General features: G+C 73.3%; 23 protein-coding genes and 2 pseudogenes. 14 read left to right on the top strand and 11 right to left on the bottom strand.

Features of this window, described 5'->3' with window-relative positions; all coding sequences use genetic code 11:
• Positions 1–39: 39 nt before the first annotated feature.
• Complete coding sequence (locus ABZ898_RS28905) at positions 40–378, bottom strand: YbaB/EbfC family nucleoid-associated protein (RefSeq protein WP_361665163.1); 339 nt, start codon at positions 376–378, stop codon at positions 40–42.
• A 339-nt stretch (positions 379–717) separates the two neighbouring features.
• Here ABZ898_RS28905 and ABZ898_RS28910 point away from each other — a divergent pair, with 339 nt between their 5' ends.
• Positions 718–1,521: an SLATT domain-containing protein gene (locus ABZ898_RS28910; RefSeq protein ID WP_361665166.1), complete on the top strand. Its 804-nt coding sequence runs from the start codon at positions 718–720 to the stop codon at positions 1,519–1,521.
• Positions 1,522–1,548: 27 nt separating this feature from the next.
• On the opposite strand, the gene ABZ898_RS28915 is transcribed toward ABZ898_RS28910, so the two are convergent.
• Complete coding sequence (locus ABZ898_RS28915) at positions 1,549–2,067, bottom strand: hypothetical protein (protein ID WP_361665169.1); 519 nt, start codon at positions 2,065–2,067, stop codon at positions 1,549–1,551.
• 216 nt (positions 2,068–2,283) lie between these two features.
• Between ABZ898_RS28915 and ABZ898_RS28920 the strand changes: the two genes are divergently transcribed.
• The 4 genes and pseudogenes from ABZ898_RS28920 to ABZ898_RS28935 all read left to right on the top strand — a co-directional run bounded on the left by ABZ898_RS28920 (position 2,284) and on the right by ABZ898_RS28935 (position 5,574).
• Complete coding sequence (locus ABZ898_RS28920) at positions 2,284–3,669, top strand: aspartate aminotransferase family protein (RefSeq protein ID WP_361665172.1); 1,386 nt, start codon at positions 2,284–2,286, stop codon at positions 3,667–3,669.
• A 221-nt stretch (positions 3,670–3,890) separates the two neighbouring features.
• Entirely contained in the window at positions 3,891–4,583 is a 693-nt protein-coding gene (locus tag ABZ898_RS28925; protein ID WP_361665175.1) for a GntR family transcriptional regulator, read from the top strand.
• A 47-nt stretch (positions 4,584–4,630) separates the two neighbouring features.
• Positions 4,631–4,891 (top strand): annotated as a pseudogene (locus ABZ898_RS28930) (LysR substrate-binding domain-containing protein); the annotation flags it as partial.
• 224 nt (positions 4,892–5,115) lie between these two features.
• The gene (locus ABZ898_RS28935) at positions 5,116–5,574 is read left to right on the top strand and encodes a LysR family transcriptional regulator substrate-binding protein (protein WP_361665178.1); all 459 of its coding nucleotides are present in this window, start codon (positions 5,116–5,118) and stop codon (positions 5,572–5,574) included.
• A 113-nt stretch (positions 5,575–5,687) separates the two neighbouring features.
• Here ABZ898_RS28935 and ABZ898_RS28940 read toward each other — a convergent pair.
• Positions 5,688–6,011, bottom strand: a pseudogene (locus tag ABZ898_RS28940) (SDR family NAD(P)-dependent oxidoreductase); the annotation flags it as partial.
• A gap of 212 nt (positions 6,012–6,223) precedes the next feature.
• On the opposite strand from ABZ898_RS28940, the gene ABZ898_RS28945 reads away from it, so the two are divergent.
• Positions 6,224–6,874 carry a hypothetical protein gene (locus ABZ898_RS28945; protein ID WP_361665181.1) on the top strand — a complete coding sequence of 217 codons (651 nt, stop codon included), beginning with the start codon at positions 6,224–6,226 and terminating at the stop codon, positions 6,872–6,874.
• Between the two features lie 53 nt (positions 6,875–6,927).
• Here the strand turns inward: ABZ898_RS28945 and ABZ898_RS28950 are convergent, their stop codons facing one another.
• Both ABZ898_RS28950 and ABZ898_RS28955 read right to left on the bottom strand, forming a co-directional pair.
• Positions 6,928–7,119, bottom strand: coding sequence for a hypothetical protein (locus ABZ898_RS28950; RefSeq protein ID WP_361665184.1), 192 nt, complete (start codon positions 7,117–7,119; stop codon positions 6,928–6,930).
• A 90-nt stretch (positions 7,120–7,209) separates the two neighbouring features.
• Entirely contained in the window at positions 7,210–8,493 is a 1,284-nt protein-coding gene (locus ABZ898_RS28955) for an adenylosuccinate synthase (protein WP_361665187.1), read from the bottom strand.
• Positions 8,494–8,681: 188 nt separating this feature from the next.
• On the opposite strand from ABZ898_RS28955, the gene ABZ898_RS28960 reads away from it, so the two are divergent.
• Entirely contained in the window at positions 8,682–9,473 is a 792-nt protein-coding gene (locus ABZ898_RS28960) for a diacylglycerol kinase (RefSeq protein ID WP_361665190.1), read from the top strand.
• Position 9,474: 1 nt separating this feature from the next.
• On the opposite strand, the gene ABZ898_RS28965 is transcribed toward ABZ898_RS28960, so the two are convergent.
• Together ABZ898_RS28965 and ABZ898_RS28970 are read right to left on the bottom strand one after the other, a co-directional pair.
• A complete protein-coding gene (locus tag ABZ898_RS28965; RefSeq protein WP_361665193.1) occupies positions 9,475–10,074 on the bottom strand; it encodes a Uma2 family endonuclease in 600 nt (199 codons plus the stop codon).
• Positions 10,075–10,169: 95 nt separating this feature from the next.
• Positions 10,170–10,676: a MarR family transcriptional regulator gene (locus ABZ898_RS28970; protein ID WP_361665196.1), complete on the bottom strand. Its 507-nt coding sequence runs from the start codon at positions 10,674–10,676 to the stop codon at positions 10,170–10,172.
• Positions 10,677–10,749: 73 nt separating this feature from the next.
• Here ABZ898_RS28970 and ABZ898_RS28975 point away from each other — a divergent pair, with 73 nt between their 5' ends.
• From ABZ898_RS28975 to ABZ898_RS28995, 5 genes are all read left to right on the top strand, one after another.
• On the top strand, positions 10,750–11,658 hold the full coding sequence (locus tag ABZ898_RS28975) for an ABC transporter ATP-binding protein (RefSeq protein ID WP_361665199.1): 909 nt from the start codon (positions 10,750–10,752) through the stop codon (positions 11,656–11,658).
• On the top strand, positions 11,655–13,226 hold the full coding sequence (locus ABZ898_RS28980; RefSeq protein ID WP_361665202.1) for an ABC transporter permease: 1,572 nt from the start codon (positions 11,655–11,657) through the stop codon (positions 13,224–13,226). Before ABZ898_RS28975 ends, ABZ898_RS28980 begins: the two co-directional genes overlap by 4 nt.
• A 121-nt stretch (positions 13,227–13,347) precedes the next feature.
• On the top strand, positions 13,348–14,046 hold the full coding sequence (locus ABZ898_RS28985) for a DUF4097 family beta strand repeat-containing protein (protein WP_361665205.1): 699 nt from the start codon (positions 13,348–13,350) through the stop codon (positions 14,044–14,046).
• A 74-nt stretch (positions 14,047–14,120) separates the two neighbouring features.
• A complete protein-coding gene (locus ABZ898_RS28990; RefSeq protein ID WP_361665208.1) occupies positions 14,121–14,882 on the top strand; it encodes an SDR family oxidoreductase in 762 nt (253 codons plus the stop codon).
• Between the two features lie 47 nt (positions 14,883–14,929).
• Positions 14,930–15,445: an N-acetyltransferase gene (locus ABZ898_RS28995; protein ID WP_361665211.1), complete on the top strand. Its 516-nt coding sequence runs from the start codon at positions 14,930–14,932 to the stop codon at positions 15,443–15,445.
• Positions 15,446–15,459: 14 nt separating this feature from the next.
• Here ABZ898_RS28995 and ABZ898_RS29000 read toward each other — a convergent pair whose 3' ends face one another.
• Positions 15,460–16,668, bottom strand: coding sequence for a cytochrome P450 (locus ABZ898_RS29000; protein WP_361665214.1), 1,209 nt, complete (start codon positions 16,666–16,668; stop codon positions 15,460–15,462).
• A gap of 110 nt (positions 16,669–16,778) precedes the next feature.
• Here ABZ898_RS29000 and ABZ898_RS29005 point away from each other — a divergent pair, with 110 nt between their 5' ends.
• Positions 16,779–17,000, top strand: coding sequence for a hypothetical protein (locus tag ABZ898_RS29005; RefSeq protein WP_361665217.1), 222 nt, complete (start codon positions 16,779–16,781; stop codon positions 16,998–17,000).
• A gap of 14 nt (positions 17,001–17,014) precedes the next feature.
• On the opposite strand, the gene ABZ898_RS29010 is transcribed toward ABZ898_RS29005, so the two are convergent.
• The 3 genes from ABZ898_RS29010 to ABZ898_RS29020 all read right to left on the bottom strand — a co-directional run bounded on the left by ABZ898_RS29010 (position 17,015) and on the right by ABZ898_RS29020 (position 20,137).
• On the bottom strand, positions 17,015–17,908 hold the full coding sequence (locus tag ABZ898_RS29010; RefSeq protein WP_361665220.1) for an alpha/beta hydrolase: 894 nt from the start codon (positions 17,906–17,908) through the stop codon (positions 17,015–17,017).
• Between the two features lie 182 nt (positions 17,909–18,090).
• Positions 18,091–19,284 carry a kynureninase gene (kynU, locus tag ABZ898_RS29015; RefSeq protein ID WP_361665222.1) on the bottom strand — a complete coding sequence of 398 codons (1,194 nt, stop codon included), beginning with the start codon at positions 19,282–19,284 and terminating at the stop codon, positions 18,091–18,093.
• Positions 19,277–20,137: a tryptophan 2,3-dioxygenase family protein gene (locus ABZ898_RS29020; protein ID WP_361665225.1), complete on the bottom strand. Its 861-nt coding sequence runs from the start codon at positions 20,135–20,137 to the stop codon at positions 19,277–19,279. Before ABZ898_RS29020 ends, kynU begins: the two co-directional genes overlap by 8 nt.
• 196 nt (positions 20,138–20,333) lie before the next feature.
• On the opposite strand from ABZ898_RS29020, the gene ABZ898_RS29025 reads away from it, so the two are divergent.
• A complete protein-coding gene (locus ABZ898_RS29025) occupies positions 20,334–20,753 on the top strand; it encodes a DUF3151 domain-containing protein (protein ID WP_361665228.1) in 420 nt (139 codons plus the stop codon).
• Positions 20,754–20,841: the final 88 nt, after the last annotated feature.

Raw genomic sequence — 20,841 nt, forward strand, 5'->3', positions numbered from 1 at the left:
CTTCAAGACCTTGCGATACGTACCGTAGTTGCCCCGGCGTCAGAAAGGCAGACCGGGGATGCCGCCGCCGAGTCCCTGGGCCAGCGGGCCGAGCTTCTGCTGCTGGAGGGCCTGCGCGTTCTCGTTGGCCGCCTGGACGGCCGCGACGACGAGGTCCGCGAGGGTCTCGGTGTCCTCCGGGTCCACCGCCTTCGGGTCGATCTTCAGCGCGCGCAGATCGCCGGAGCCGGTCACGGTCGCCCGCACCAGGCCGCCGCCCGCCTGGCCGTCGACCTCCGTGGCCGCCAGCTCCTCCTGGGCCCGCTGGAGGTCCTGCTGCATCTTCTGGGCCTGCTGGAGCAACTGCTGCATGTCGGGCTGGCCACCACCGGGGATCACGGGGGTCTCCTGTCTCTCGCGCGCCACTTCTGTACGGGTTGTCTGCTCGGCACGAGCCTACGTGGTCCGGGCGGCCCTCGCCCTGCCACTCTTTCGGGTGAGATCGGCCCCGGCCCCCTACCTGATCACGCCCCCCTTACGGGCGTCATGCCCGCCGAACCGGGCTCCCCGCCAGCCGCCGGGCGGTAGGAAGGAGGCTTCGCACCGCCGCGGGCGCACCCCTCCCGTACGCGGTCGGCCGGGCCGGGGGACGGGCGGCCCCGGAAGGCCGGACCGGACCGGGGCGGATCACGGTGGGATGACTTGGGCAAGGACGCGGCAGGGCGGGACGACCGGGACATGGATGGACCACGGCTGGACGACGACCGGGACTGGGACGGTCCGGGGCCGGACGGCGAGGACGGGCAGGGCCGTGACGGGCGGGCCGTGAACGGGCCCCGGCACGGCGGGCGGGAGCCGGGCGCGCCGCGGCCGGGGGACCTGGTGGGGCGCGCCATGCCGCTCGGGGACTGGGGTGAGCCCGCGGAGCGGCTGGACGAGCTGTACCGGTGGGTGGAGCAGGGGGCGCTGCGCACGGCCGACTGGTACCTCGCGGACCGGATGTGGCGCCGCCGCGCGGCACGGACCCTGCGGGCCGGTACGGCCGCGGGCGTCGTCGCCGGGGTGGCGCTGCCGCTGCTGGACGCGACCGGCGCGGTGTCGGGCTGCGGGCCCTGGGGCTACCTGGCGCTGCTGTTCGGCGCCGCGTGCGCCGGCGCGGACCGCTGCTTCGGGCTGACCTCGGGCTGGATGCGGGACATGGCGACGGCCCAGGCCGTGGGGCGGCGCCTGCAGGCACTCCAGTTCGACTGGGCCTCGGAGAGCGCGCGCGAGATGCTGGGGCCCGCCGAGGGCACGGCGGGCGAGGCGGCGGAACGGTGCCTGGGCATCCTGCGCCGCTTCTCGGAGGACGTGGCGGAGGTGGTCCGTACCGAGACCACGGACTGGCTGCTGGAGTTCCGTACGGGACGCCCCCCGCTGTCGGCCCACACCGCCCTGCCCGCCCAGCGCCCGGACGCCACGGCTCCCGCGCCCCGGCACTTCCCCCCGCCGAACGGCGCGCGGCCCCACATGCCGCGCCAGCGCCCGCCGGAGTCGCGATAGGGATGCCCGCTCGCCAGGCGCCCCGGGCTACCCCTTCCCGCCGGACCGCTCGTAGATGACCTTCCCGGCGCCTCCGGCGTCCTCCCGCTTCAGCCGGCCGTCCGGCAGGAGCGTGAGGACGCTGGGGGCGCCGGCCGTGCACGTACCGGAGGTGACGTCGGCCGCTCCGACCCGTAACGGCCCGTCGCCACCGGGCGGCCGGAGGAGTTCGGCGGCGAACGCGCAGTGCCGGTGGGTGTCGTCCACGACGAGCGACAGCACCCGCTCCCCCACCCGTCCCTGGCCGAGGGTGAGCCGCCGGGTACCGGCGCCGTCCGCACGGGCCTCCCACTCCCCGAGGAACCCCTGGGGAACCAGGCCCGCCGGATCGGGCACGGTGGCGGTGTCCGACACCCCTCCGCCCCGCATCAGCGCCACCACGGTCCCCCCGGCCCCCAGCAGGACGACCAGGCCCACCAGCACGAGCAGGACCGACCCCCGCCGTCCGTGCCCCCCGTCGCCCCCTTCCGGATGCCCCCGCCCCACCGGCGACTGTCCGTCCCCCACAGCCGAATGCTCCACCCGAGCCGCCCCCCGCCCTCACCCGTCGAAAGCCGTGCGGGTGCCCGCCCGCAGACCCGGAACCGAGGATAGTGCGGGCATACGGGACGGGTCCCCCCGTCCAAGGCACCCGTACTCACGACAACCTGTCGCGCATCCCGCCCCCGCCCGCAACAGACCGCCGATGTCGCGGGCCCGCGTCCGCCGCCTACCCTCACCCGCATGACGCCTCAGCCGAACCCGGAGCAGACCCCCACCCCCGACCCCGAGACCGGTGCCGCCGTGAAGGCCGCCGACCGGGCGCACGTGTTCCACTCCTGGTCCGCGCAGGACCTGATCGACCCGCTCGCCGTCGCGGGCGCGGAGGGCTCGTACTTCTGGGACTACGACGGCAAGCGGTACCTGGACTTCACCAGTGGGCTCGTCTTCACCAACATCGGCTACCAGCACCCCGAGGTCGTCGCGGCGATCCAGGAGCAGGCCGCGCGGATGACGACGTTCGCGCCCGCGTTCGCCGTCGAGGCGCGCTCGGAGGCGGCACGGCTGATCGCGGAGCGCACCCCCGGCGACCTGGACAAGATCTTCTTCACCAACGCGGGCGCGGACGCGGTGGAGCACGCGATCCGGATGGCCCGGCTGCACACCGGCCGCCCCAAGGTGCTGTCGGCCTACCGCTCGTACCACGGCGGCACCCAGCAGGCGGTCAACCTCACCGGTGACCCGCGCCGCTGGCCCTCCGACAACGGCAGCGCGGGCGTGGTGCGCTTCTGGGCGCCGTTCCTCTACCGCTCCCGCTTCTACGCGGAGACCGAGGAGCAGGAGTGCGCGCGGGCGCTGGAGCACCTGGAGACGACCATCCGCTTCGAGGGGCCCGGCACGATCGCGGCGGTGATCCTGGAGACGATCCCCGGCACGGCCGGGATCATGGTGCCGCCGCCGGGCTACCTCGCCGGGGTCCGCGAGATCTGTGACCGCCACGGCATCGTGTTCGTGCTGGACGAGGTGATGGCCGGGTTCGGCCGGACCGGCGAGTGGTTCGCGGCGGACCTGTCGGGGGTGGTCCCGGACCTGATGACCTTCGCCAAGGGGGTCAACTCGGGTTACGTCCCGCTCGGCGGTGTGGCCATCTCCGGGGCGATCGCGGAGACCTTCGCCAAGCGCCCCTACCCGGGCGGTCTCACCTACTCCGGCCACCCGCTGGCCTGCGCGGCGGCGGTCGCCACGATCGGGGTCATGGAGCGCGAGGGCGTCGTGGAGAACGCGAGGCGCCTCGGGCGGACCGTCCTCGGCCCCGCGCTCGCCGCGCTGGCCGAGCGCCACCCGAGCGTGGGCGAGGTGCGCGGCACCGGCATGTTCTGGGCCCTGGAGCTCGTCAAGGACCGCGAGACCCGCGAGCCCCTGGTCCCCTACAACGCCGCGGGCGAGGCGAACGCCCCGATGGCCGCCTTCGCCGCGGCGGCGAAGAAGCACGGCCTGTGGCCCTTCGTGAACATGAACCGCACCCATGTGGTCCCGCCCTGCAACATCACCGAGCCCGAGCTGAAGGAGGGCCTGGCCGCGCTGGACGCGGCGCTGACCGTGGCGGACGAGCACACCACGGCCGCCTGAGGCTCCTCCCGCACACGGCGCCCGCCCCCGGCCGGGGCGGCCGTCCCGGCCCCACCGCACCCGCCGGCCGGCGGGCCCGCGGTGGGGCCGCGCACATAAAGGGCACCGGGGCTGATGCCCGGCAGGGGATGAACGCGTAAGGTGACGTGCTCGTAAGGGGTAGTGGGAATAGGCACGTGCATACGAGACCGGCCCCATTCGTGTGAGGAGACTCCCGGACGATGCCCGGCTACGGCGCCGTGACGCGCAGTACCTTGCGGCAGCAGATCGCCGACGCGCTGCGGGACGAGGTGCTTGCCGGGCGACTGCTCCCGGGGCGGGCGTTCACCGTCAAGGAGATCGCGGACCAGTACGGGGTGTCCGCCACGCCCGTACGGGAGGCGCTGGTCGACCTGTCGGCGCAGGCCCTGCTGGAGGCGGACCACCACCGGGGGTTCCGGGTCCCGGAATACTCCCTGGGCGACTACCGGGGCATGATCGAGGCCCGTTCGCTGGTCACCGAGGGCATGTTCCGCGTCCTCGGCAAGGGACATCCCGCCTTCGCGGACCCGGACGACCCCGACACCGCCGCCGCGCTGGCGACCGTACGGCGCAGGGGCGAGGAGGCCCAGCGGGCGAACGCGGCCGGCGACCTCACCGTCCTCATCGGGTACGACCTCCGCTTCTGGCGCGAGCTGAGCGTGCTGTTCGGCAACCCCTACCTCGCCGAGTTCCTGCACCGCCTGCGCGTCCGCTCCTGGGTCTGCGCGGTCCAGCACCTGCGCCGCCTCCCCGAGGTACGCGGCCGCCTGTGGGCCGGCCACATCGACCTGGTCGACGCGCTGTCCCGGCACGACCCCGAGGCCGCCCGCGCGATCGTCGCCGCGGCCAACGCCCACGCCCTGGAGATGGTCGAGGAACTCGCGGGCGGCTGACGGGGAATCCCCGCCGCCGTGACGGGGTTGCCCCCGACGAGGACGGGCCCACCGTCGTCGGCCGCGCCTTCCTGCGGGAGGCCAGGAAGGCGGTGAGCGCGGCGCGCCGGGCGACGGCCACCGCGCGGGCCGGTGCGGACGGGCTGGAGGGCGAGCTGACGGTGGCCGCGCAGATGGGGTTCGGCGCCCGGCAGCTCCCCAGCGCGCTCGCCGCGCTGCGCCGCCGCTCCCCCCGCCTCGCGGTCACCGTCTTCGAGGAACCCGGCTCCGCCGAACTGGACCGGCTGTGCCGCCGGGGCGAGCTGGACCCAGGGCCTGTCTTCCGGATCTTGCCGGGGTCGCGGGCCCTGGCACGCACTCCCCCAAGCTCTGCGAGCAGGGGGGACCCCCAGCCGCGTTGTCGTCGGTTGCCGACGCTCCGCGTCGACGCCCTCCTCCGCCTTGCAGCCGCACGCACCAGACCCCGCTCGCGTCGGCCCGAAGGCACCGTCGATCCGAGCCGGCCTGATCCGGAAGAAAGGCCCTGGCCCTCATGGCGAAGTGCGACCGGTCTCCCGAGGACGCCCGTCACCTCGGCGAGGAAGAGTTCGTCGTGATGCTGGGCGCCGGGCACTCGCAACTCGCCGCGCCCAGGGTCGCGTTGCCGGACCTCAAGGGCGAGCCCTGGGTGCGGTTCGACCGGGACAGCGCGCTCGACGGCGTCCTGCTCCAGGCGCTGCGGGAGACCGGGCACACGCCGGAGACCGTGGCCCGGGTGTCCCAGACGGCGACGGCGGTGCGCTGGGCGGCCCAGGGGCTGGGGGCGGCGCTCGTACCGGCCTCCGCGGTGCCCGCGAGCCACCGGCATCTCGCGCGCCCGGTGACCCCGGCCGTGTCCCAGCCCGCCATCGCCGTGCTCCGGCGCCCGGCCGGCCCCTCGGAGACGGCGCTGCTCGCATTCCTGCGCCAGGAGGACTGGTCCGATCCCGAATTCCCCGGCCAGGATTCCTGACACGGATTCGTGACCCGGAATGCGCGGGGACCTTTCAGCCCCTCGGGAATTCACCGCCGTCGATCACGAAATTGCTTCCGGTGACCCAGTCCGCCCGGTCCGACACCAGGCACCCACTCCTCGTCGGGGATGGCGGTGGCCGACTCGTGCGGGCTCGCCCCGCCGGCGTTGTGGACCAGGACGTCCACCCCGCCGAACAGGTCCGCCGCGGCCGCCGCGAGGTCCTCCGCGCCCTGCCGGGTCCGTACGTCGGCCGCCACGAAACGGGCGCCCTTGGGCACCGTGCCGGTCTCCGAGCGCGCGGTGGTGAGCACCTCGGCGCCGGCCTGGAGGAGCCGGGCCACGACGGCCGCGCCGATGCCCCGCGTGCCCCCGGTGATCAGGGCCCGCTTTCCCTTGAGTTCCGGTGCTGCCGTTCCGTTCGTGGTCGCGTCCATTTCGGCGTTCCTCTCCTCGGGCAATTCAGGGACGATCGGCCGACGACTTCCCGTCGGGCCTTTCCACCGTAGGCGCGGAAAAGAAAGGGAGGCAAAGACCGAATAGCAGCAGGGGACATAGGGCTTTCCTATGGCCCGCGGTACGGACTACGCTTCCTGGTCCACCCGTGCGCGAGGCGTACGCTCGCGCGGGACGATGCGAGGAGTCCTTCTTGGCCTGTGACCTGTGGCTGGTGCCGCTCGTGGACGTGCTGTGCCACACGCCGGACAACCCGTTCGCCGAGGAACTCGCGGTGTACAACAACGCGTTGGCCGCCGCCGGGCTCCCCCCGGTGCCGGTCTACCAGTACATGCCGGGACTCAACGGCGAGGTCGCCCCCGTGGCGGGATTCGACTACGACGCCCTGCACTTCCTGCGCCGCGCCCACCTTCTGAAGCTCTGCGGGCTGCCGGTGACCCCCGTGGGCGAACTCGGCGGCGACTACGAACAGTTGCTGGAGATGTTCGAGTCCACCGCCCAGCAGTCCCACCTGGTCTGGCACTACGACCACGCCGGCGCCTATGTCCCGCTGGACTTCGCCACGCCCCTCACCAACGACGAACTCCTCTCCGGAGGCGGTCCGTTGGGTTCCTCGCAAGCCCTGCTGCGCGAGCTGGAGCAGGTCGCCCCGGCGATCGGCATCGACCCGGCCAACCCGCCCGCCGCCCCGGCGCCCCCCTCGGCCCCGACCGAGCTGGAGGAGCCCGCGGTCCCCGCGCCGTACGACCCGAGCCCCTTCGCCCGCGAGCGGCACGTCTGGCTCGGCCTGCACGCCGCCGCCACCCGCTCCCTCGCCCAGGGCTCGATGATCGTCTTCAGCTGACGGCCGGAGCGGCCGGGGCGCTGCCCCGCCCGCCGCGACCCGCACAGCGTCCCTCACGGGCGCGCCACGAGGCTGATCACCGGCGGCCACAGCACACCCGCGCCCACCAGCAGGGACGGGCCGAGGTGCAGCGGGCAGACCCGCAGCGCCGGCCGGTTGTGCCGGCCGACCTCGAACACGGCGGGGTCCCCGCACCCGGAGTCCTCGCCGTACGGCCCCCCGCACGTGTCCCGGTCGCTGCTCATGGAAGTGATTCCACCGCGCCGGACAGCACGACGCCCGCCGGGCGCGCCCAGAGGGCGGACCGGCGGGCGTACCCGCTGCGCGCGTGCGGACTACAGGAACGAGTTGATCTCGATCGTCTCGTCCCGGCCGGGACCGACGCCGATCGCGGAGATCGGCGCGCCCGACATGTCCTCCAGCGCCTTCACGTAGTTCTGCGCGTTCTTCGGCAGGTCGGCGAAGGACTTCGCCTTGGTGATGTCCTCGGACCAGCCCGGCAGGGTCTCGTAGATCGGCTTCGCGTGGTGGAAGTCGCTCTGGGAGTAGGGAAGTTCCTCGACCCGCTTGCCGTCGATCTCGTAGGCGACGCAGACCGGGATCTCGTCCCAGCCGGTGAGCACGTCCAGCTTGGTGAGGAAGAAGTCGGTGAGACCGTTGACGCGGGTGGCGTAACGGGCGATCACCGCGTCGAACCAGCCGCAGCGGCGGTCACGGCCGGTGGTGACACCGCGCTCACCGCCGATGCGGCGCAGCGCCTCGCCGTCCTCGTCGAACAGCTCGGTCGGGAACGGACCGGCGCCGACACGCGTGGTGTACGCCTTGAGGATGCCGATGACCCGGCTGATCTTCGTCGGGCCGACACCCGCGCCGGTGCAGGCACCGCCGGCGGTCGGGTTGGAGGAGGTGACGAAGGGGTACGTGCCGTGGTCGATGTCGAGCAGGGTGCCCTGACCGCCCTCGAACAGCACGACCTTGTCGTCCTCCAGCGCCTGGTTGAGCACCAGGACGGTGTCGGCGACGAAGGGCCGCAGCTTCTCCGCGTAGCCGAGCAGCTCCTCGACCACCTGGTCGGCGGCGATGGCGCGGCGGTTGTAGAGCTTGGTGAGCATCTGGTTCTTGACGTCGAGCGCCGCCTCCACCTTCTGGGTGAGGATCGACTCGTCGTAGAGGTCCTGGACCCGGATGCCGACGCGGTTGATCTTGTCCGCGTAGGTCGGGCCGATGCCCCGGCCGGTCGTACCGATCTTCCGCTTGCCGAGGAAACGCTCCGCCACCTTGTCCATGCTGACGTGGTAAGGCGTGATGATGTGCGCGTTTCCGCTGAGCAGGAGCTTCGACGTGTCGACGCCGCGCTCGTTCAGACCGCTCAGCTCGGAGAGCAGGACCGACGGGTCGACGACGACACCGTTGCCGATGACCGGCGTACAGCTTGGGGAGAGGATTCCGGAAGGGAGGAGGTGGAGCGCGTACTTCTGGTCGCCCACGACGACCGTGTGGCCGGCGTTGTTGCCGCCCTGGTAGCGCACTACATAGTCCACCGAGCCACCGAGCAGGTCGGTCGCCTTCCCCTTGCCTTCGTCACCCCACTGAGCACCGAGCAGCACAAGTGCGGGCACGCGCGTACACCCCTTCCGGGCGGGGCATGTCCATGGTCGGGGTGTGGGCGTACGCCGCTTACCACCGCGACCGCCTTTGGCCGCACGACCGTCGGACCGGATGCCCCGGAATAGACGAAGCCCCTGGCGCAATAGCGCAAGGGGCTCTTGCACAAAGATGCTACCCGAGGAAGCGAGGCAGGACCGAGGTGGCGACTTCCGCGACGTCCGATCAGCTCCTTGTGATCATCGATCCGGCGGCCAGGCACACGGACGGAGAGTCCGTGCGGATAGCGAAAGACGTGCTCAGCGCGGGTGCGGCGGCCAAGGTGTGCCTGCCGGACGGGCCGGAGGAGTTCGCCCGTGCGCTCGGCCGGAGGGGTTCGCGGCGGCCGGTGGTCGTCGGCGACGACCGAGCGCTTGTACGAGCGGTGGGGCTGCTGCACCGGCACCGGGAACTGGCCGGATGCGCGCTGTCCGTGGTGCCGGTCGGCTCGGCGGGGCTGGCCCGCTCCCTGGGGGTGCCCGGCGGCGCGGTCGCCTCCGCGCGGGCGGTGCTGGACGGGGTGTCCCGGCAGCTGGACCTGCTGGTGGACGACAGCGACGGCGTCGTGCTCGGCTCGCTGGGCATACCGCCCGCCTCCGTCCCCGCCGAGCCGGTCGGCGTCGGCGCCCGCCCCTGGCTGCGCACCCTGGTCCGCACCCTCGCCGCCCGGCCCGCCCGGCTCCGGGTGGAGATCGACGGCGTCACGGTGATCGACCTCGACCGCCCGGTGGAGTCGGTGTCGGTGACGCCCGGCTCGCGCGGGGTCGCGGAGGTGGAGATCCGCCCGGTCTCCCCGGGCCCCGACTCCACCCCCCTGCGCTCCTGCGGCCGCACGGTCACGGTCACGGGCGAGGACTTCCACTACCGAGCCGACGCGGACACCGCGGGCCCGGTCCGCCGACGCACCTGGCGGGTGGCGGAGGGGGCCTGGGGGCTGGTGGTGCCGGGGCCGTGACTCAGGCGCCGCCGGATTCCCGCGGGGCCTGGAATCCGTCGGTGTCCAGCAGGCAGTCGAACGGGGCCGGGATGTGGAGCTTCTCGCCGAACGGCTGGGTGCAGCTGGACTCGTACCCCTTCGACGAGGGTGTCCACAGGACGGTGGCCCGCTCCTCCTGCATGTCGAGGATCAGATAGACCGGCACCCCCGCGCGACCGTAGACCTCGACCTTGTCCGTCAGATCGTCGTCGCGGGTGGACGACGAGGTCAGCTCCGCGACGAACGACAGCGCCTCGCCGTCCAGGCGGTTGCCGACCGTCTCGTAGACCTGTCTCGGCGCCGCGTGGACGTCCGGCCCGTAAGCGCGATCGTCCCGGGGGAAGACGTACAGGAACGGAGCCGACCCGATGGTGTGGCCGTCGGGCAGGGCGGGCGTCAGCCGCCGGCACAGCAGCTCCATCACCCGGTGGTAATAGCCCTTCGACCACGGCGACAAGACGATGTTCCCCTTGATGATCTCGGCCTTGTAGCCGACAGGCACGACGAGGTCGTCGAGGTCGCTCAGCAACGCCTCGAAGTCCCGGGGCCCGGTACCGCTCATCGTCGGTCGCTCAGTCATCAACGTCATGATGCGCCCTCCCCGCGCGCCGGACCAGAGGCGACTCAGCGTATCCAGTCGCACACGTTCAGGTGGGTGCTTCAGGCAGGCCCAGGTCAGCCCCGGCCGGACGTCCGCTCGCGGTGCGCGCGCCAGCGTTCCATGATTCCGGCCAGGTCGGATTCGATGAACTCGAAGAAATCGAGGGTGTCGGTGAGGCGGCGGCCGGCCGGGGTTTCGGGGCCGAGGCTGGTGATGCCCTCGCGCAGGGCTTCCTCCCAGCGCTTGATGATGGCCTCGCGGCTGGTCAGCGCCTCGTACCACTGGTCGCTGTGCACGCGGTAGCGCTCGCGCCGTGAGCCCGGTTCGCGCTCGCGGGAGACCAGGTGGACCTGGGCCAGGTAGCGCACCGCGCCGGAGACGGCCGCCGGGCTGATCCGGAGCAGTTCGCCCAGCTCGGCCGAGGTGAGCGTCCCGGTGTCGGAGGACAGCAGCGCCGCGAAGACCCGCGCGGGCATGCGCGGCACCCCCGCCTGAACCAGCTGCGCCGCGAACCGCTCCACGAACCGCGACACCGACTCGGGGTCTCGCCCGTCCCCACTCTCCGCGCCCGGCTCCGTCATGTCCTCACCCTAACTCGGATTCATACGCTTCCTTAACTTCACAAATTTCTGAAGGAAGCGTACGTTCGGAATCATGACCAAGGCAATCACGGTCTCGGGGCTGCACAAGTCCTTCGGCCGTACCCCCGCCCTGACCGGCCTCGACCTCGAAGTCGAGGCCGGCGAGGTGCACGGCTTCCTGGGCCCCAACGGCGCCGGCAAGTCCACCACCATCCGCGTCCTGCTCGGCCTGCTGCGCGCCGACTCCGGCGCCGCCCGGATCCTCGGCCGCGACCCGTGGGCCGACGCGGTCGAGATCCACCGCCGCGTCGCCTACGTCCCCGGCGACGTGACGCTGTGGCGCGGCCTGTCCGGCGGCGAGGTCATCGACCTCTACGGCCGTCTGCGCGGCGGCCTCGACGAGCGGCGCCGCGCCGAACTGACCGCCCGCTTCGAGCTGGACCCGGCGAAGAAGGGCCACACCTACTCCAAGGGCAACCGGCAGAAGGTCGCCTTGGTCGCCGCGTTCGCCTCCGAGGTGGACCTGCTGATCCTGGACGAACCGACCTCGGGGCTCGACCCGTTGATGGAGGAGGTGTTCCAGACCTGCGTCGAGGAGGAGCGCGACCGGGGCCGTACGGTCCTGCTCTCCTCGCACATCCTCAGCGAGGTGGAGTCGCTGTGCGACCGGGTGAGCATCGTGCGCCAGGGCCGGACGGTGGAGAGCGGCTCGCTCGCCGAACTGCGGCACCTGACGCGGACGAGCGTGCGTGCGGAGCTGTCCGCCCCGGCGGCGGGGCTGGAGGGGCTGGCCGGGGTGCACGACGTGGAGATACGGGGCGCGCGGGTGCGGCTCCAGGTGGACACCGCCGAACTCAACTCCGTGCTGCGGGCGCTGACCGAGGCCGGGGTGCGCTCGCTGACCTGCACCCCGCCGACGCTGGAGGAACTGTTCCTGCGGCACTACGAGGCTCCCGAGACCGCCGGGGCGGGCGCCCGATGAACGCTCTCGCGGGTACCGGTGTGCTGTTCCGCTTCGCCCTGCGCCGGGACCGGCTGCTGATCCCGGTGTGGATCGGGGTGAACGCCCTGATGGTGCTCTCCATGCCGGGAACCCTCAGGGGCCTGTACGCCACCGACGCCGAACGCGCCGCCCTGCGGGAGCAGATGGCGGGCAACGCCTCCCTCCGCGCCCTGACCGGGCCCGTGCTGGACGACTCCCTGGGCGGCCTGACCGCCTGGCGGGTCGGGGTGTACGCGGGGCTCCTCGCCGCCGTGATGAGCCTGCTGATCGTCGTCCGGCACACGCGGGACGAGGAGGAGAGCGGCCGGCTGGAGGTCGTCGCGTCCGGAGCGGTCGGCCGCCGGGCCCCGCTGACCTCGGCCCTGCTGACCTCCCTGGCGGCCAACGCGGTGCTGGCGCTGCTGCTCACGGCGGGACTGGCCCCGCTGGGCACCTCGGGCGCGCTCGCCCTCGGCCTCGCGGCCGGCGGGGTCGGCATGGTCTTCGCCTCGGCGGCCGCGGTGGCGGCCCAGCTCACGCAGAGCGCGCGGGCGGCACGGGGACTGACGTCCGGTCTGCTGGGAGCGGCCTTCGTGCTCCGGGCCGCGGGCGACTCCGGTTCCGGGGCGCTGACCTGGGCCTCGCCACTGGGATGGCTGGAGAAGACGCGGGCGTTCGCGGACGAACGCTGGTGGGTGCTGGGGCTGTTGGCCCTCGCCTGTTTGGCCCAGGGACTGCTGGCGTACGCCCTGGCCGGGCGCAGAGACCTCGGCATGAGCTTCCTGCCCACCCGGCCGGGTCCCGCCCGGGGCCGCCTGGGCAGCGCGGGCGCCCTCGCCTGGCGCCTCCAGCGCGGCGCGCTGCTCGGCTGGAGCGCCGGCTTCTTCCTGGCGGGCGTGGTCTACGGCGGCCTGACGGAGGGCGCGGCCGGCCTGGTCGCGGACAACTCCGGTACGCGGGAGGTCCTTGAGCGCATGGGGGGCCGGGCCGGGGCCACGGACACCGGGGTCACGGACACCTTCCTCTCCGCGATGATCGGCATGCTCGGACTGGTGGCCGCGCTGTACGTGGTCTCGGCGGTGCTCCGGCTCTCGGCGGAGGAGTCCTCGGGCCGGGCCGAACCCCTGCTGGCCTGCGCGGTGAGCCGGCCGCGCTGGGCCGCGGGCCACCTGCTGATCGCCTTCGGCGGTGTGGGTGTGCTGATGCTGCTGGCGGGGCTGGGCTTCTGGGCGGGGTACGGGGAGCGGCCGGGGGCGGTCCTCGGCGCCTGCCTGCTCCAGGTACCGGCCGCGTGGACGCTCGGGGCGGTGGCGGTACTGCTCCACGGGTGCGCACCCCGGGCGGCCGCGGCGGCATGGGCCGTGGCGATCGCCGCCCTGCTCATCGGCTGGATCGGCCCCGCCCTCGACGCCCCGCGCCGGCTGCTCGACCTCTCGCCCTACAGTCACCTGCCCAAGCTGCCGGGGGCGGGCATGGAGTGGGGGCCGGTGGGCGTCCTGCTGGCCGTCACGGTCGCGCTGACCGGGGCCGGGCTGGCGGGACTTCACCGCCGGGACATGACGGGCTGACCCGTTTTCGGACGGTTCCTGCCGTCCGGTGGACGTGATCGAGCCACCCCGTGCCCCGGCGCGCCGGCACCTGCTACCTGTGGGGAGCCGGTGCCGGTGCCGGTGGAACCGAGGGGGAACGATGCACGTGAAGCCGACCCGTACCGAACCCGGACGCCGCCTGGTCACGGCCGCGTGCGCCGCGGCCCTGACGGCGGCCGCGCTCGGGGGATGCGCCGTGCAGGACAAGTCGGCGACGTCCCGGTACGGCATCGACGCGGCGGTGACCGCGCTGCGGGTGACGACCAAGGGCGGAAACGTCGAGGTGGCCGCCGGTGACGGCTCCGGGGTGCGCGTCACGGAGAAGATCAGGTACTCCGGCGACAAGCCACGCACGGAGCACTCCGTGAGCGGCGGCCGGCTCACCCTCACCGCCCCGGGCTGCGACAACGACTGCGGGGTGGACTACACCGTCTCCGTGCCCCCCGGGACGGCGCTGGCCCTGGACACGGAGGGCGGCAACATCACCGTCCGGGACATCGACGGCCCGGTGGAGGCGCGGACGGGCGGCGGCAACGTACGCGTCACCGGCGCGGCCCCGAAGACCCTCTCCGCGCGGACCGACGGCGGCAACATCGAGGCGTCCCTGACCCGGCCGCCGTCGTCGGTGGACACGGAGACGGGCGGCGGCAACATCACCGTCCGCCTGCCGCGGGGCACGTACGCGGTGGACGCCTCGACAGGCGGCGGGCGCACGGACGTCTCCGTGCCGACCGACCCTGAGTCCCCGCACCGCGTGCGGGCCCGTACGTCGGGCGGCAATCTGACGGTCTCCTCCTGACCAGCACGAATGGCAGCGGTGCGGGGCCAGGGTCACGATGGGAAGGGCAGGCGTCGCCACACGCGGGAGACACCATGAGCACCCACACCGAGTCCCTCACCGGCAAGGTCGCCGTCATCGGCGGCGGGGCGAAGAACCTCGGCGGACTCGTCAGCCGCACCTTCGCCGCCCACGGCGCCACCGTCGTCGTGAACTACCACTCCGACAAGAGCCGCGAGGACACCGAGGCCACGGTCGCGGCCGTCGAGGAGGCGGGCTCCAAGGGGCTCGCGGTCCAGGGCGACCTGGCGAGTCCGGAGGACGTCGAGCGGCTCTTCGGCACGGCCAAGAGGGAGTTCGGCGGGGTCGACATCGGCGTCAACACCGCGGGCATGGTGCTGCGGAAACCGATCGTGGACACCACCGAGGGCGAGTACGACCGCATGATGTCGGCCAACGCCAAGACGGCGTACATGTTCCTGCGCGAGGCGGGCCGGACCCTGAACGACCACGGGAAGGTCGTCAGTGTCGTCACCTCCCTGCTGGCCGCGTTCACCGGCGGCTACTCGACCTACGCGGGCGGCAAGGCACCCGTCGAGCAGTTCACCCGCGCCGCGGCCAAGGAGTGGGCGCCGCGCATGATCTCGGTCAACTGCGTCGCCCCCGGCCCGATGGACACCCCGTTCTTCTACGGACAGGAGACCCCCGAGCGGGTCGCCTTCCACAAGTCCCAGGCGATGGGCGAACAGCTCACCAAGATCGAGGACATCGTCCCCATCGTGCTGTTCCTCTGCACCGAGGGCTGGTGGATCAACGGCCAGACCATCTTCGCCAACGGGGGCTACACCGTCCGCTGAGCCGAATCCCTTTGCGGCGCCCCGGGCCCGGCCCCCAGACTGTGCCGATGCTGATCAGACGGGAAGAACCCGCAGACGCCCCCGCCGTGCGCGCGGTGACCACCGCCGCGTTCGCGGGGCCCGATACACCGGACCCCGTGGAGGCCGGTCTGGTCGACCGTCTGCGGACCTGCGGGGCGTGGCTCCCGGCGCTGTCGCTGGTGGCCCTCGACGACCGGGGGGACGTCGTCGGCCACGTCGTCTGCACGCGCGGGCACGTCGGCGGCCGGCCGGCGCTCGCGCTCGGCCCGCTCAGCGTGCACCCGGAGCACCAGCGCCGCGGCGTGGGCCTGGCGCTCACGCACACCGTGCTCGGCGCGGCGGACGCGTCCGGCGAGCCGTTCGTCGCGCTGCTCGGCGACCCCGCCTACTACCGCCGCTTCGGCTTCCGCCCCGCCACGGCACTCGGCATCACCCCGCCGGACCCCGGCTGGGGCGACTACTTCCAGGTCCGCACGCTGAGCGCGTACGACCCGGCGGTGCGGGGGACCTTCGCCTACCCGGAGCCGTTCACCGGCCTGTGATCCGACCCCGCCCCTCAGATGACGGTCACCCGCAGTTCCCGCAGACCCCGCATCACGAAGCCCGGCTTGCGGGGCGGCTCCGCCGCCAGGGCCAGGGTGGGCGCGAGGGTGAGGAGCGACCGCATGGAGGCCCCGAGTTCCAGCCGGGCCAGGGCCGCGCCGATGCAGTAGTGGGTGCCCGCGCTGAAGGAGATGTGGGGATTGTCCCGGCGCGACAGGTCCAGGCGTGCCGGGTCGGCGAAGACCGCCTCGTCGTGGTTGGCCGAGCCGAACAGCAGGGCGAGTTCCGCGCCGCGCGGGATCGTCGTGCCGGCCACCTCGATGTCGTCCAGCACCCAGCGTTCGAAGAGCTGGAGCGGGGTGTCGTAGCGGAGCAGCTCCTCGACCGCCGTGGGGATGAGGGCGTGGTCCGCGCAGAGGGCGGCGAGTTGGTCTGGGTGCTCGAACAGGGCCAGCCAGCCGTTCGTCGTGGCGTTCACCGTCGCCTCGTGGCCCGCGTTCAGCAGGAGGACCGCCGTGGAGATCATCTCCTGCTCGGTGAGGCGGTCGCCCTCGTCGTGGGCCGCGATCAGGGCCGAGATCAGGTCGTCCCCGGGGGCCGAGCGGCGCGCCGCGATCAGACCCCGTAGGTACTCCGAGAACTCCACCGACGCCCGTACCGCCCGCGCCGCCACCTCCGGGGGCGGGTTCAGCTCGTACATCCCGCAGATGTCCGCCGACCAGGGCCGCAGCGGCGCCCGGTCCGCCTCGGGGATGCCCAGCAGTTCCGCGATCACCGCGACCGGGAGGGGTTCCGCCACGTCCGCGAGGAGGTCACCGCCGCCCGCCGCGACCAGGTCGGCCACGAGGGAGTCCGCCAGCCCGTGCACGTACCCCCGCAGCCGCTCCACCGTGCGCGGGGTGAACGCCTTCGAGACCAGGCGCCGGATGCGGGTGTGGTCCGGCGGCTCCAGGTCGAGCATGCCGTGGTCGTTGAGCGTGTGGAACGGCTCGTGCTCGGGCGGCGGGGCGGTGCGGCCGAACTCCTCGTGGGTGAACCGGTGCCGGTAGGTCCGCCCGAGGCGCCGGTCCCGCAGCAGGGCCGACACGTCGGCGTGGTGCGGCACCAGCCACTGGTCCGTCGGCTCGTACCGGATCACCCGCCCGCGCGCCCGCAGCTCGGCGTACGCCGGGTAGGGGTCGGCGAGGAACTCCGGTGACCAGGGGTCGAAGGTGGTACCCATGGGGGGACGCTAGTGGGTGCGGGCACCCGGCCGGTAGATGACAGGTGTCATCCCCAGGACGTGCCCTGGGACACTGCCCGCGCGGCCCGCCGCACTCCTAGGCTCGACGCATGTTCACCTCTCGCAAACCCGGACAGGACGACGCCTGGGAAGGCGTCGTCACCGACAAGTCCCGCGGCATGACCGACGGCGCGAACATGTACCACCACGTCGAACTCCGCCTGACGGACGGCGGGTCGGTGAAGGTACGGATCGGCCGCCGCCTCTGGAAGGACGTGGCCGTAGGCGACCGCCTCGTCAAGCGGCCCGGCGCCGAACCGGTCAAGGCATAGCTCAGGGCGCAGCCTCAGAAGGCCAGTTGGGCGATCTCCTCGGCGACCACCGCGCACGCGTCCGCGGCCGGGTCGATCAGCGGGAAGTGGCCCACGTCCTCCAGCAGCGTGACCCCCACGACCTCACCGGCCCTGGCCGCGGCGTCGGCGAAGGACTCCGCCACCTCGAAGGGCACGTCCCGGTCGGCACGGCCCTGAACCAGGGTGGTGGCGATACCGGTGGGGAGCAGGAGAGCGGGATCGGCGTGCGGGGCGCGCTCCGCGAAGGCGTCCTGGCCGCCCAGCAGTTGGACCGCCGCCCCCTCGCAGACCTCCAGCTTGGCCGCCACCCCCAGGTCCGCGATCGGGGCCAGCGCGACGACCCCGCGCAGGGGCGCCGGGCGGTCCGTGCGCCAGGGCGAACCCGCGGGCAGTACGTGCCGGGCGGCGGCCCACAGCGCGAGGTGGCCGCCCGCCGAGTGCCCGGTGAGGACCGTGCGCCGGGCATCCGCGCCCGGCAGCGCCTCACCGGCCAGCCGGGGCAGCGCGTCCAGCGCGGCGGCGATGTCGTCGAAGGTCTCCGGCCAGCGGCCCGCCGGGGGTACGGCCGAGGGCTCCGCGCCCGTGTTCCGCTCCGGGACGTCCGGCCCGCCGCGCCGGTACTCCACGTTGGCGACGGCGAACCCGCGCCGGGCCAGGAAGTCCGCGAACGGGGTGATGTGCCGCCGGTCGTACCGCGCCCGCCACGCCCCGCCGTGCAGGACCACGACCAGCGGCGCGGAGGCCGCCCCGGTGCGCGGGGCGTAGAAGTCGACCACCTGGTCGGGATGGTCGCCGTAGGCGGCGACGGCGTCGGGGGCGACGGGCGGGTGGGAGAACGCCGACCGCTCCTCCTCGGCGGCACGCTCCGCGCTTGCGTCCTCCGGCATGCTCCAACCTTCCGACTGTGTAAAGGGTTTGGCGGACCGGGCCAGGGTGGGGAATCGGCCGTTGGCCGGGACGGTATCAGGCCCGTGACGTGCGCGGACACGCGCATGTCACACACGGTGAGGCAAAAGGGGGCTGTGCGGAGTTTGTACTCCGCACAGCCCCCCGCACCTCGCGCGAGCGCCTACGCCAGCACCTCGCCGAGCACCCGCGCCGCCCGCTCCGCGTCCGCGAAGCCGACGTACAGCGGGGTGAAGCCGAAGCGGAGCACGTCCGGGTGGCGGAAGTCGCCCACCACACCGCGGTCGATCAGCCGCTTCATCACCTCACCGGCGTCCGGGCAGCGCAGCGCGATCTGGCTGCCGCGCTCCTCGTGCGGCAGCGGCGTCACGCACTCCACCCGGCCGGGCTCGGTGTACGCGCGCACGCAGTCCAGGAAGAAGTCCGTCAGCGTCAGCGACTTCGCCCGCACCGCGTCCACCGGGACCCCGTCCCACACCTCCAGCGCCGCTTCGAGCGCCAGCATGGACAGGATGTCCGGCGTGCCGACCCGCCCGCGCCGGGCGCCCGGCACCGGGGTGTAGGCGGGGCTCATCCCGAAGGGCTCGGCGTGCGAGTTCCAGCCCGGCAGCGGCGAGTCGAACCGGTCCTGCAGGTCGCGGCGCACATACAGGTACGCGGGCGAACCGGGGCCGCCGTTCAGGTACTTGTAGGTGCAGCCGACCGCGAGGTCCACCCCGTGCGCGTCCAGCCCGACCGGCAGCGCGCCCGCGCTGTGGCACAGGTCCCAGACGACCAGCGCGCCGGCGTCGTGCACGGCCGCCGTCAGCGCGGGCAGGTCGTGCAGGCGGCCGGTGCGGTAGTCCACGTGGTTCAGCAGGACCGCCGCCGTGCGCGGGCCGAGGGCGGCCGGGATCTCGGCGGGGGTCAGCGCGCGCAGCTCGCGGCCCGTCATCCGGGCGGCCGACTCGGCGATGTACCCGTCCGTGGGGAACGTCGTCGCGTCGACCAGGATCTCGTCCCGCCCCTCGCCCGTCATCCGTACGGCGGCCACAAGCGCCTTGAAGACGTTGACACTGGTGGAGTCACCGACGACGACCTGCCCCGGCCCGGCGCCGATCAGGGGCGCGATCCGGTCCCCGATCCGCTCCGGCGCGGTCCACCAGCCCGACTCGTCCCAGGAGCGGATGCGCGACTCGCCCCACTGGCGCTCCAGCACGTCCCGCATCCGGCCGGGGACGTGGGCCGGCAGCGCGCCCAGCGAGTTGCCGTCCAGGTAGACGCCGTCGTCCAGGACGAACCGGTCGCGCAGCCCGGCCAGTTCGTCGGCGGCGTCCAACTCGGCCGCGCGCACCGCCAGTTCCGTACGGTCAGACATGGGACCTCGCCGTCCACAGCTCGGGGAACACGTTCTTGCGGGCCCGCTTCTCCAGCCAGGCCACCCCGGCGGAGCCGCCCGTGCCGGCCTTGGCGCCCATCGCACGGCGGGTGGCCACCAGGTGGTCGTTGCGCCATCGCCACACCAGTTCGGCGACGTTCGTCAGCGCCTCGCCGAGCCGGGCCAGGTCGGTGTCCGGGTCGCCGGAGTACACGGCCGTCCAGGCCGCCTCGACCGCGTCGGCGGCCTCGTACCGCTGGGACACGTCCCGGTTCAGCACCTCGGCGGGGATCGCGTGGCCGCGCCGGGCGAGCAGCCGAACCGCCTCGTCGTACAGGCTCGGCTCGTACAGCGCCTTCTCCAGCTCGGCGTGGGTGCGCGGGGTGCCCCGGTGCGGGACGAGCATCGACGCGGACTTCTCACCGAGCAGGAACTCCATGCGCCGGTACATCGCCGACTGGAACCCCGAACCCTCCCCGAGGGCGGAGCGGTAGGAGTTGAACTGCGCCGGGGTGAGCTGGGCGAGCGGCCGCCAGGAGGCGTTCAGCGCGTCCAGCTCACGTACGGAACGCTTCAGCGCGGCGACCGCGGTGGGCACGTCGTCCGAGCGGAGCGCCTTCGCGGCGGTCTCCCACTCGTGCGTGATCACCGTGAACCACAGCTCCATCACCTGGGTCGTGACCAGGAAGACCATCTCTCCGGGGTCGTCGGAGAGGGTGTGCTGGAGGTGGGTGAGCACCTCGGCGCGGACGTAGTCCTCGTACGGCGTCGTACCGGCGAAGTCGAGATGCGGGGTCTCGGGCTCAGCGGCCTCTTCGGCGGCCTGGGAAGGGGGGTGAGCCTGCTGGGACATCGCTGTCTCCTGTGTAACTCCGGGTAGCGGTCCGCCCCTGCCGAATCCGGCACGGGGGCCCCGGTCCCCAACCGGAATCCTCCGCAATCCCATGGGATACGGCAAGGCGGGAGCGGTGTGGGGCGGGTCTCGGCCCACACCGCCACGGCCGCCCCGGGACCGGTCCGGGCACGTCCCCTAGTGGCAGACTTCAGGCATGACGACGCACAAGAACCTGCTCGGGGGCCCGGACCCGACCCGCCTGCCCGAGAACGAAGAGGCGTACCGCCTGCTCGGCGAGGACTCCCTGTCCCCGGCCGAGGTCGTGGCGAAGTACCCCACCTTCTCCCTGGCCTGGGCGATGCTCGCCGACGACGCCTTCGAGGCCGGCCGCGTGGTCGAGTCCTACGCCTACGCCCGCACCGGCTACCACCGCGGCCTGGACGCCCTGCGCCGCGCCGGCTGGAAGGGCCACGGCCCCATCCCCTGGGACCACCGCGCCAACCGCGGCTTCCTGCGCTGCCTCGCCGCCCTCGCCCGCGCGGCCGACTCGATCGACGAGAAGGAGGAGGCGGACCGCTGCTGGCAGTTCCTGCGGGACAGCAGCGCGGAGGCCTACGAGGAGCTGAAGCGCTAGGTCGTGTCCGCAAAGTGGCGTCGTCTGCCCGGAGGGCAGGGCTCGCGGCGTCTGGTGCGTGCGATCGCAAGGCGGAGGGTCGCCCTCG

Origin of the sequence: Streptomyces sp. NPDC046860, assembly GCF_040645115.1 — a bacterium.
Taxonomy (GTDB): Bacteria; Actinomycetota; Actinomycetes; order Streptomycetales; family Streptomycetaceae; genus Streptomyces.

Coding starts and splice junctions, on each gene's coding strand:
- ABZ898_RS29010 (WP_361665220.1), bottom strand. CDS start 17,908: ATGCCGGAGGACGCAAGCGCGGAGCGTGCCGCCGAGGAGGAGCGGTCG.
- ABZ898_RS28910 (WP_361665166.1), top strand. CDS start 718: ATGGATGGACCACGGCTGGACGACGACCGGGACTGGGACGGTCCGGGG.
- ABZ898_RS29000 (WP_361665214.1), bottom strand. CDS start 16,668: ATGGGTACCACCTTCGACCCCTGGTCACCGGAGTTCCTCGCCGACCCC.
- ABZ898_RS28985 (WP_361665205.1), top strand. CDS start 13,348: ATGCACGTGAAGCCGACCCGTACCGAACCCGGACGCCGCCTGGTCACG.
- ABZ898_RS29020 (WP_361665225.1), bottom strand. CDS start 20,137: ATGTCCCAGCAGGCTCACCCCCCTTCCCAGGCCGCCGAAGAGGCCGCT.
- ABZ898_RS28925 (WP_361665175.1), top strand. CDS start 3,891: ATGCCCGGCTACGGCGCCGTGACGCGCAGTACCTTGCGGCAGCAGATC.
- ABZ898_RS28980 (WP_361665202.1), top strand. CDS start 11,655: ATGAACGCTCTCGCGGGTACCGGTGTGCTGTTCCGCTTCGCCCTGCGC.
- ABZ898_RS28995 (WP_361665211.1), top strand. CDS start 14,930: ATGCTGATCAGACGGGAAGAACCCGCAGACGCCCCCGCCGTGCGCGCG.
- kynU (WP_361665222.1), bottom strand. CDS start 19,284: ATGTCTGACCGTACGGAACTGGCGGTGCGCGCGGCCGAGTTGGACGCC.
- ABZ898_RS28935 (WP_361665178.1), top strand. CDS start 5,116: ATGGCGAAGTGCGACCGGTCTCCCGAGGACGCCCGTCACCTCGGCGAG.
- ABZ898_RS28950 (WP_361665184.1), bottom strand. CDS start 7,119: ATGAGCAGCGACCGGGACACGTGCGGGGGGCCGTACGGCGAGGACTCC.
- ABZ898_RS29025 (WP_361665228.1), top strand. CDS start 20,334: ATGACGACGCACAAGAACCTGCTCGGGGGCCCGGACCCGACCCGCCTG.
- ABZ898_RS29005 (WP_361665217.1), top strand. CDS start 16,779: ATGTTCACCTCTCGCAAACCCGGACAGGACGACGCCTGGGAAGGCGTC.
- ABZ898_RS28920 (WP_361665172.1), top strand. CDS start 2,284: ATGACGCCTCAGCCGAACCCGGAGCAGACCCCCACCCCCGACCCCGAG.
- ABZ898_RS28975 (WP_361665199.1), top strand. CDS start 10,750: ATGACCAAGGCAATCACGGTCTCGGGGCTGCACAAGTCCTTCGGCCGT.
- ABZ898_RS28965 (WP_361665193.1), bottom strand. CDS start 10,074: ATGACTGAGCGACCGACGATGAGCGGTACCGGGCCCCGGGACTTCGAG.
- ABZ898_RS28970 (WP_361665196.1), bottom strand. CDS start 10,676: ATGACGGAGCCGGGCGCGGAGAGTGGGGACGGGCGAGACCCCGAGTCG.
- ABZ898_RS28990 (WP_361665208.1), top strand. CDS start 14,121: ATGAGCACCCACACCGAGTCCCTCACCGGCAAGGTCGCCGTCATCGGC.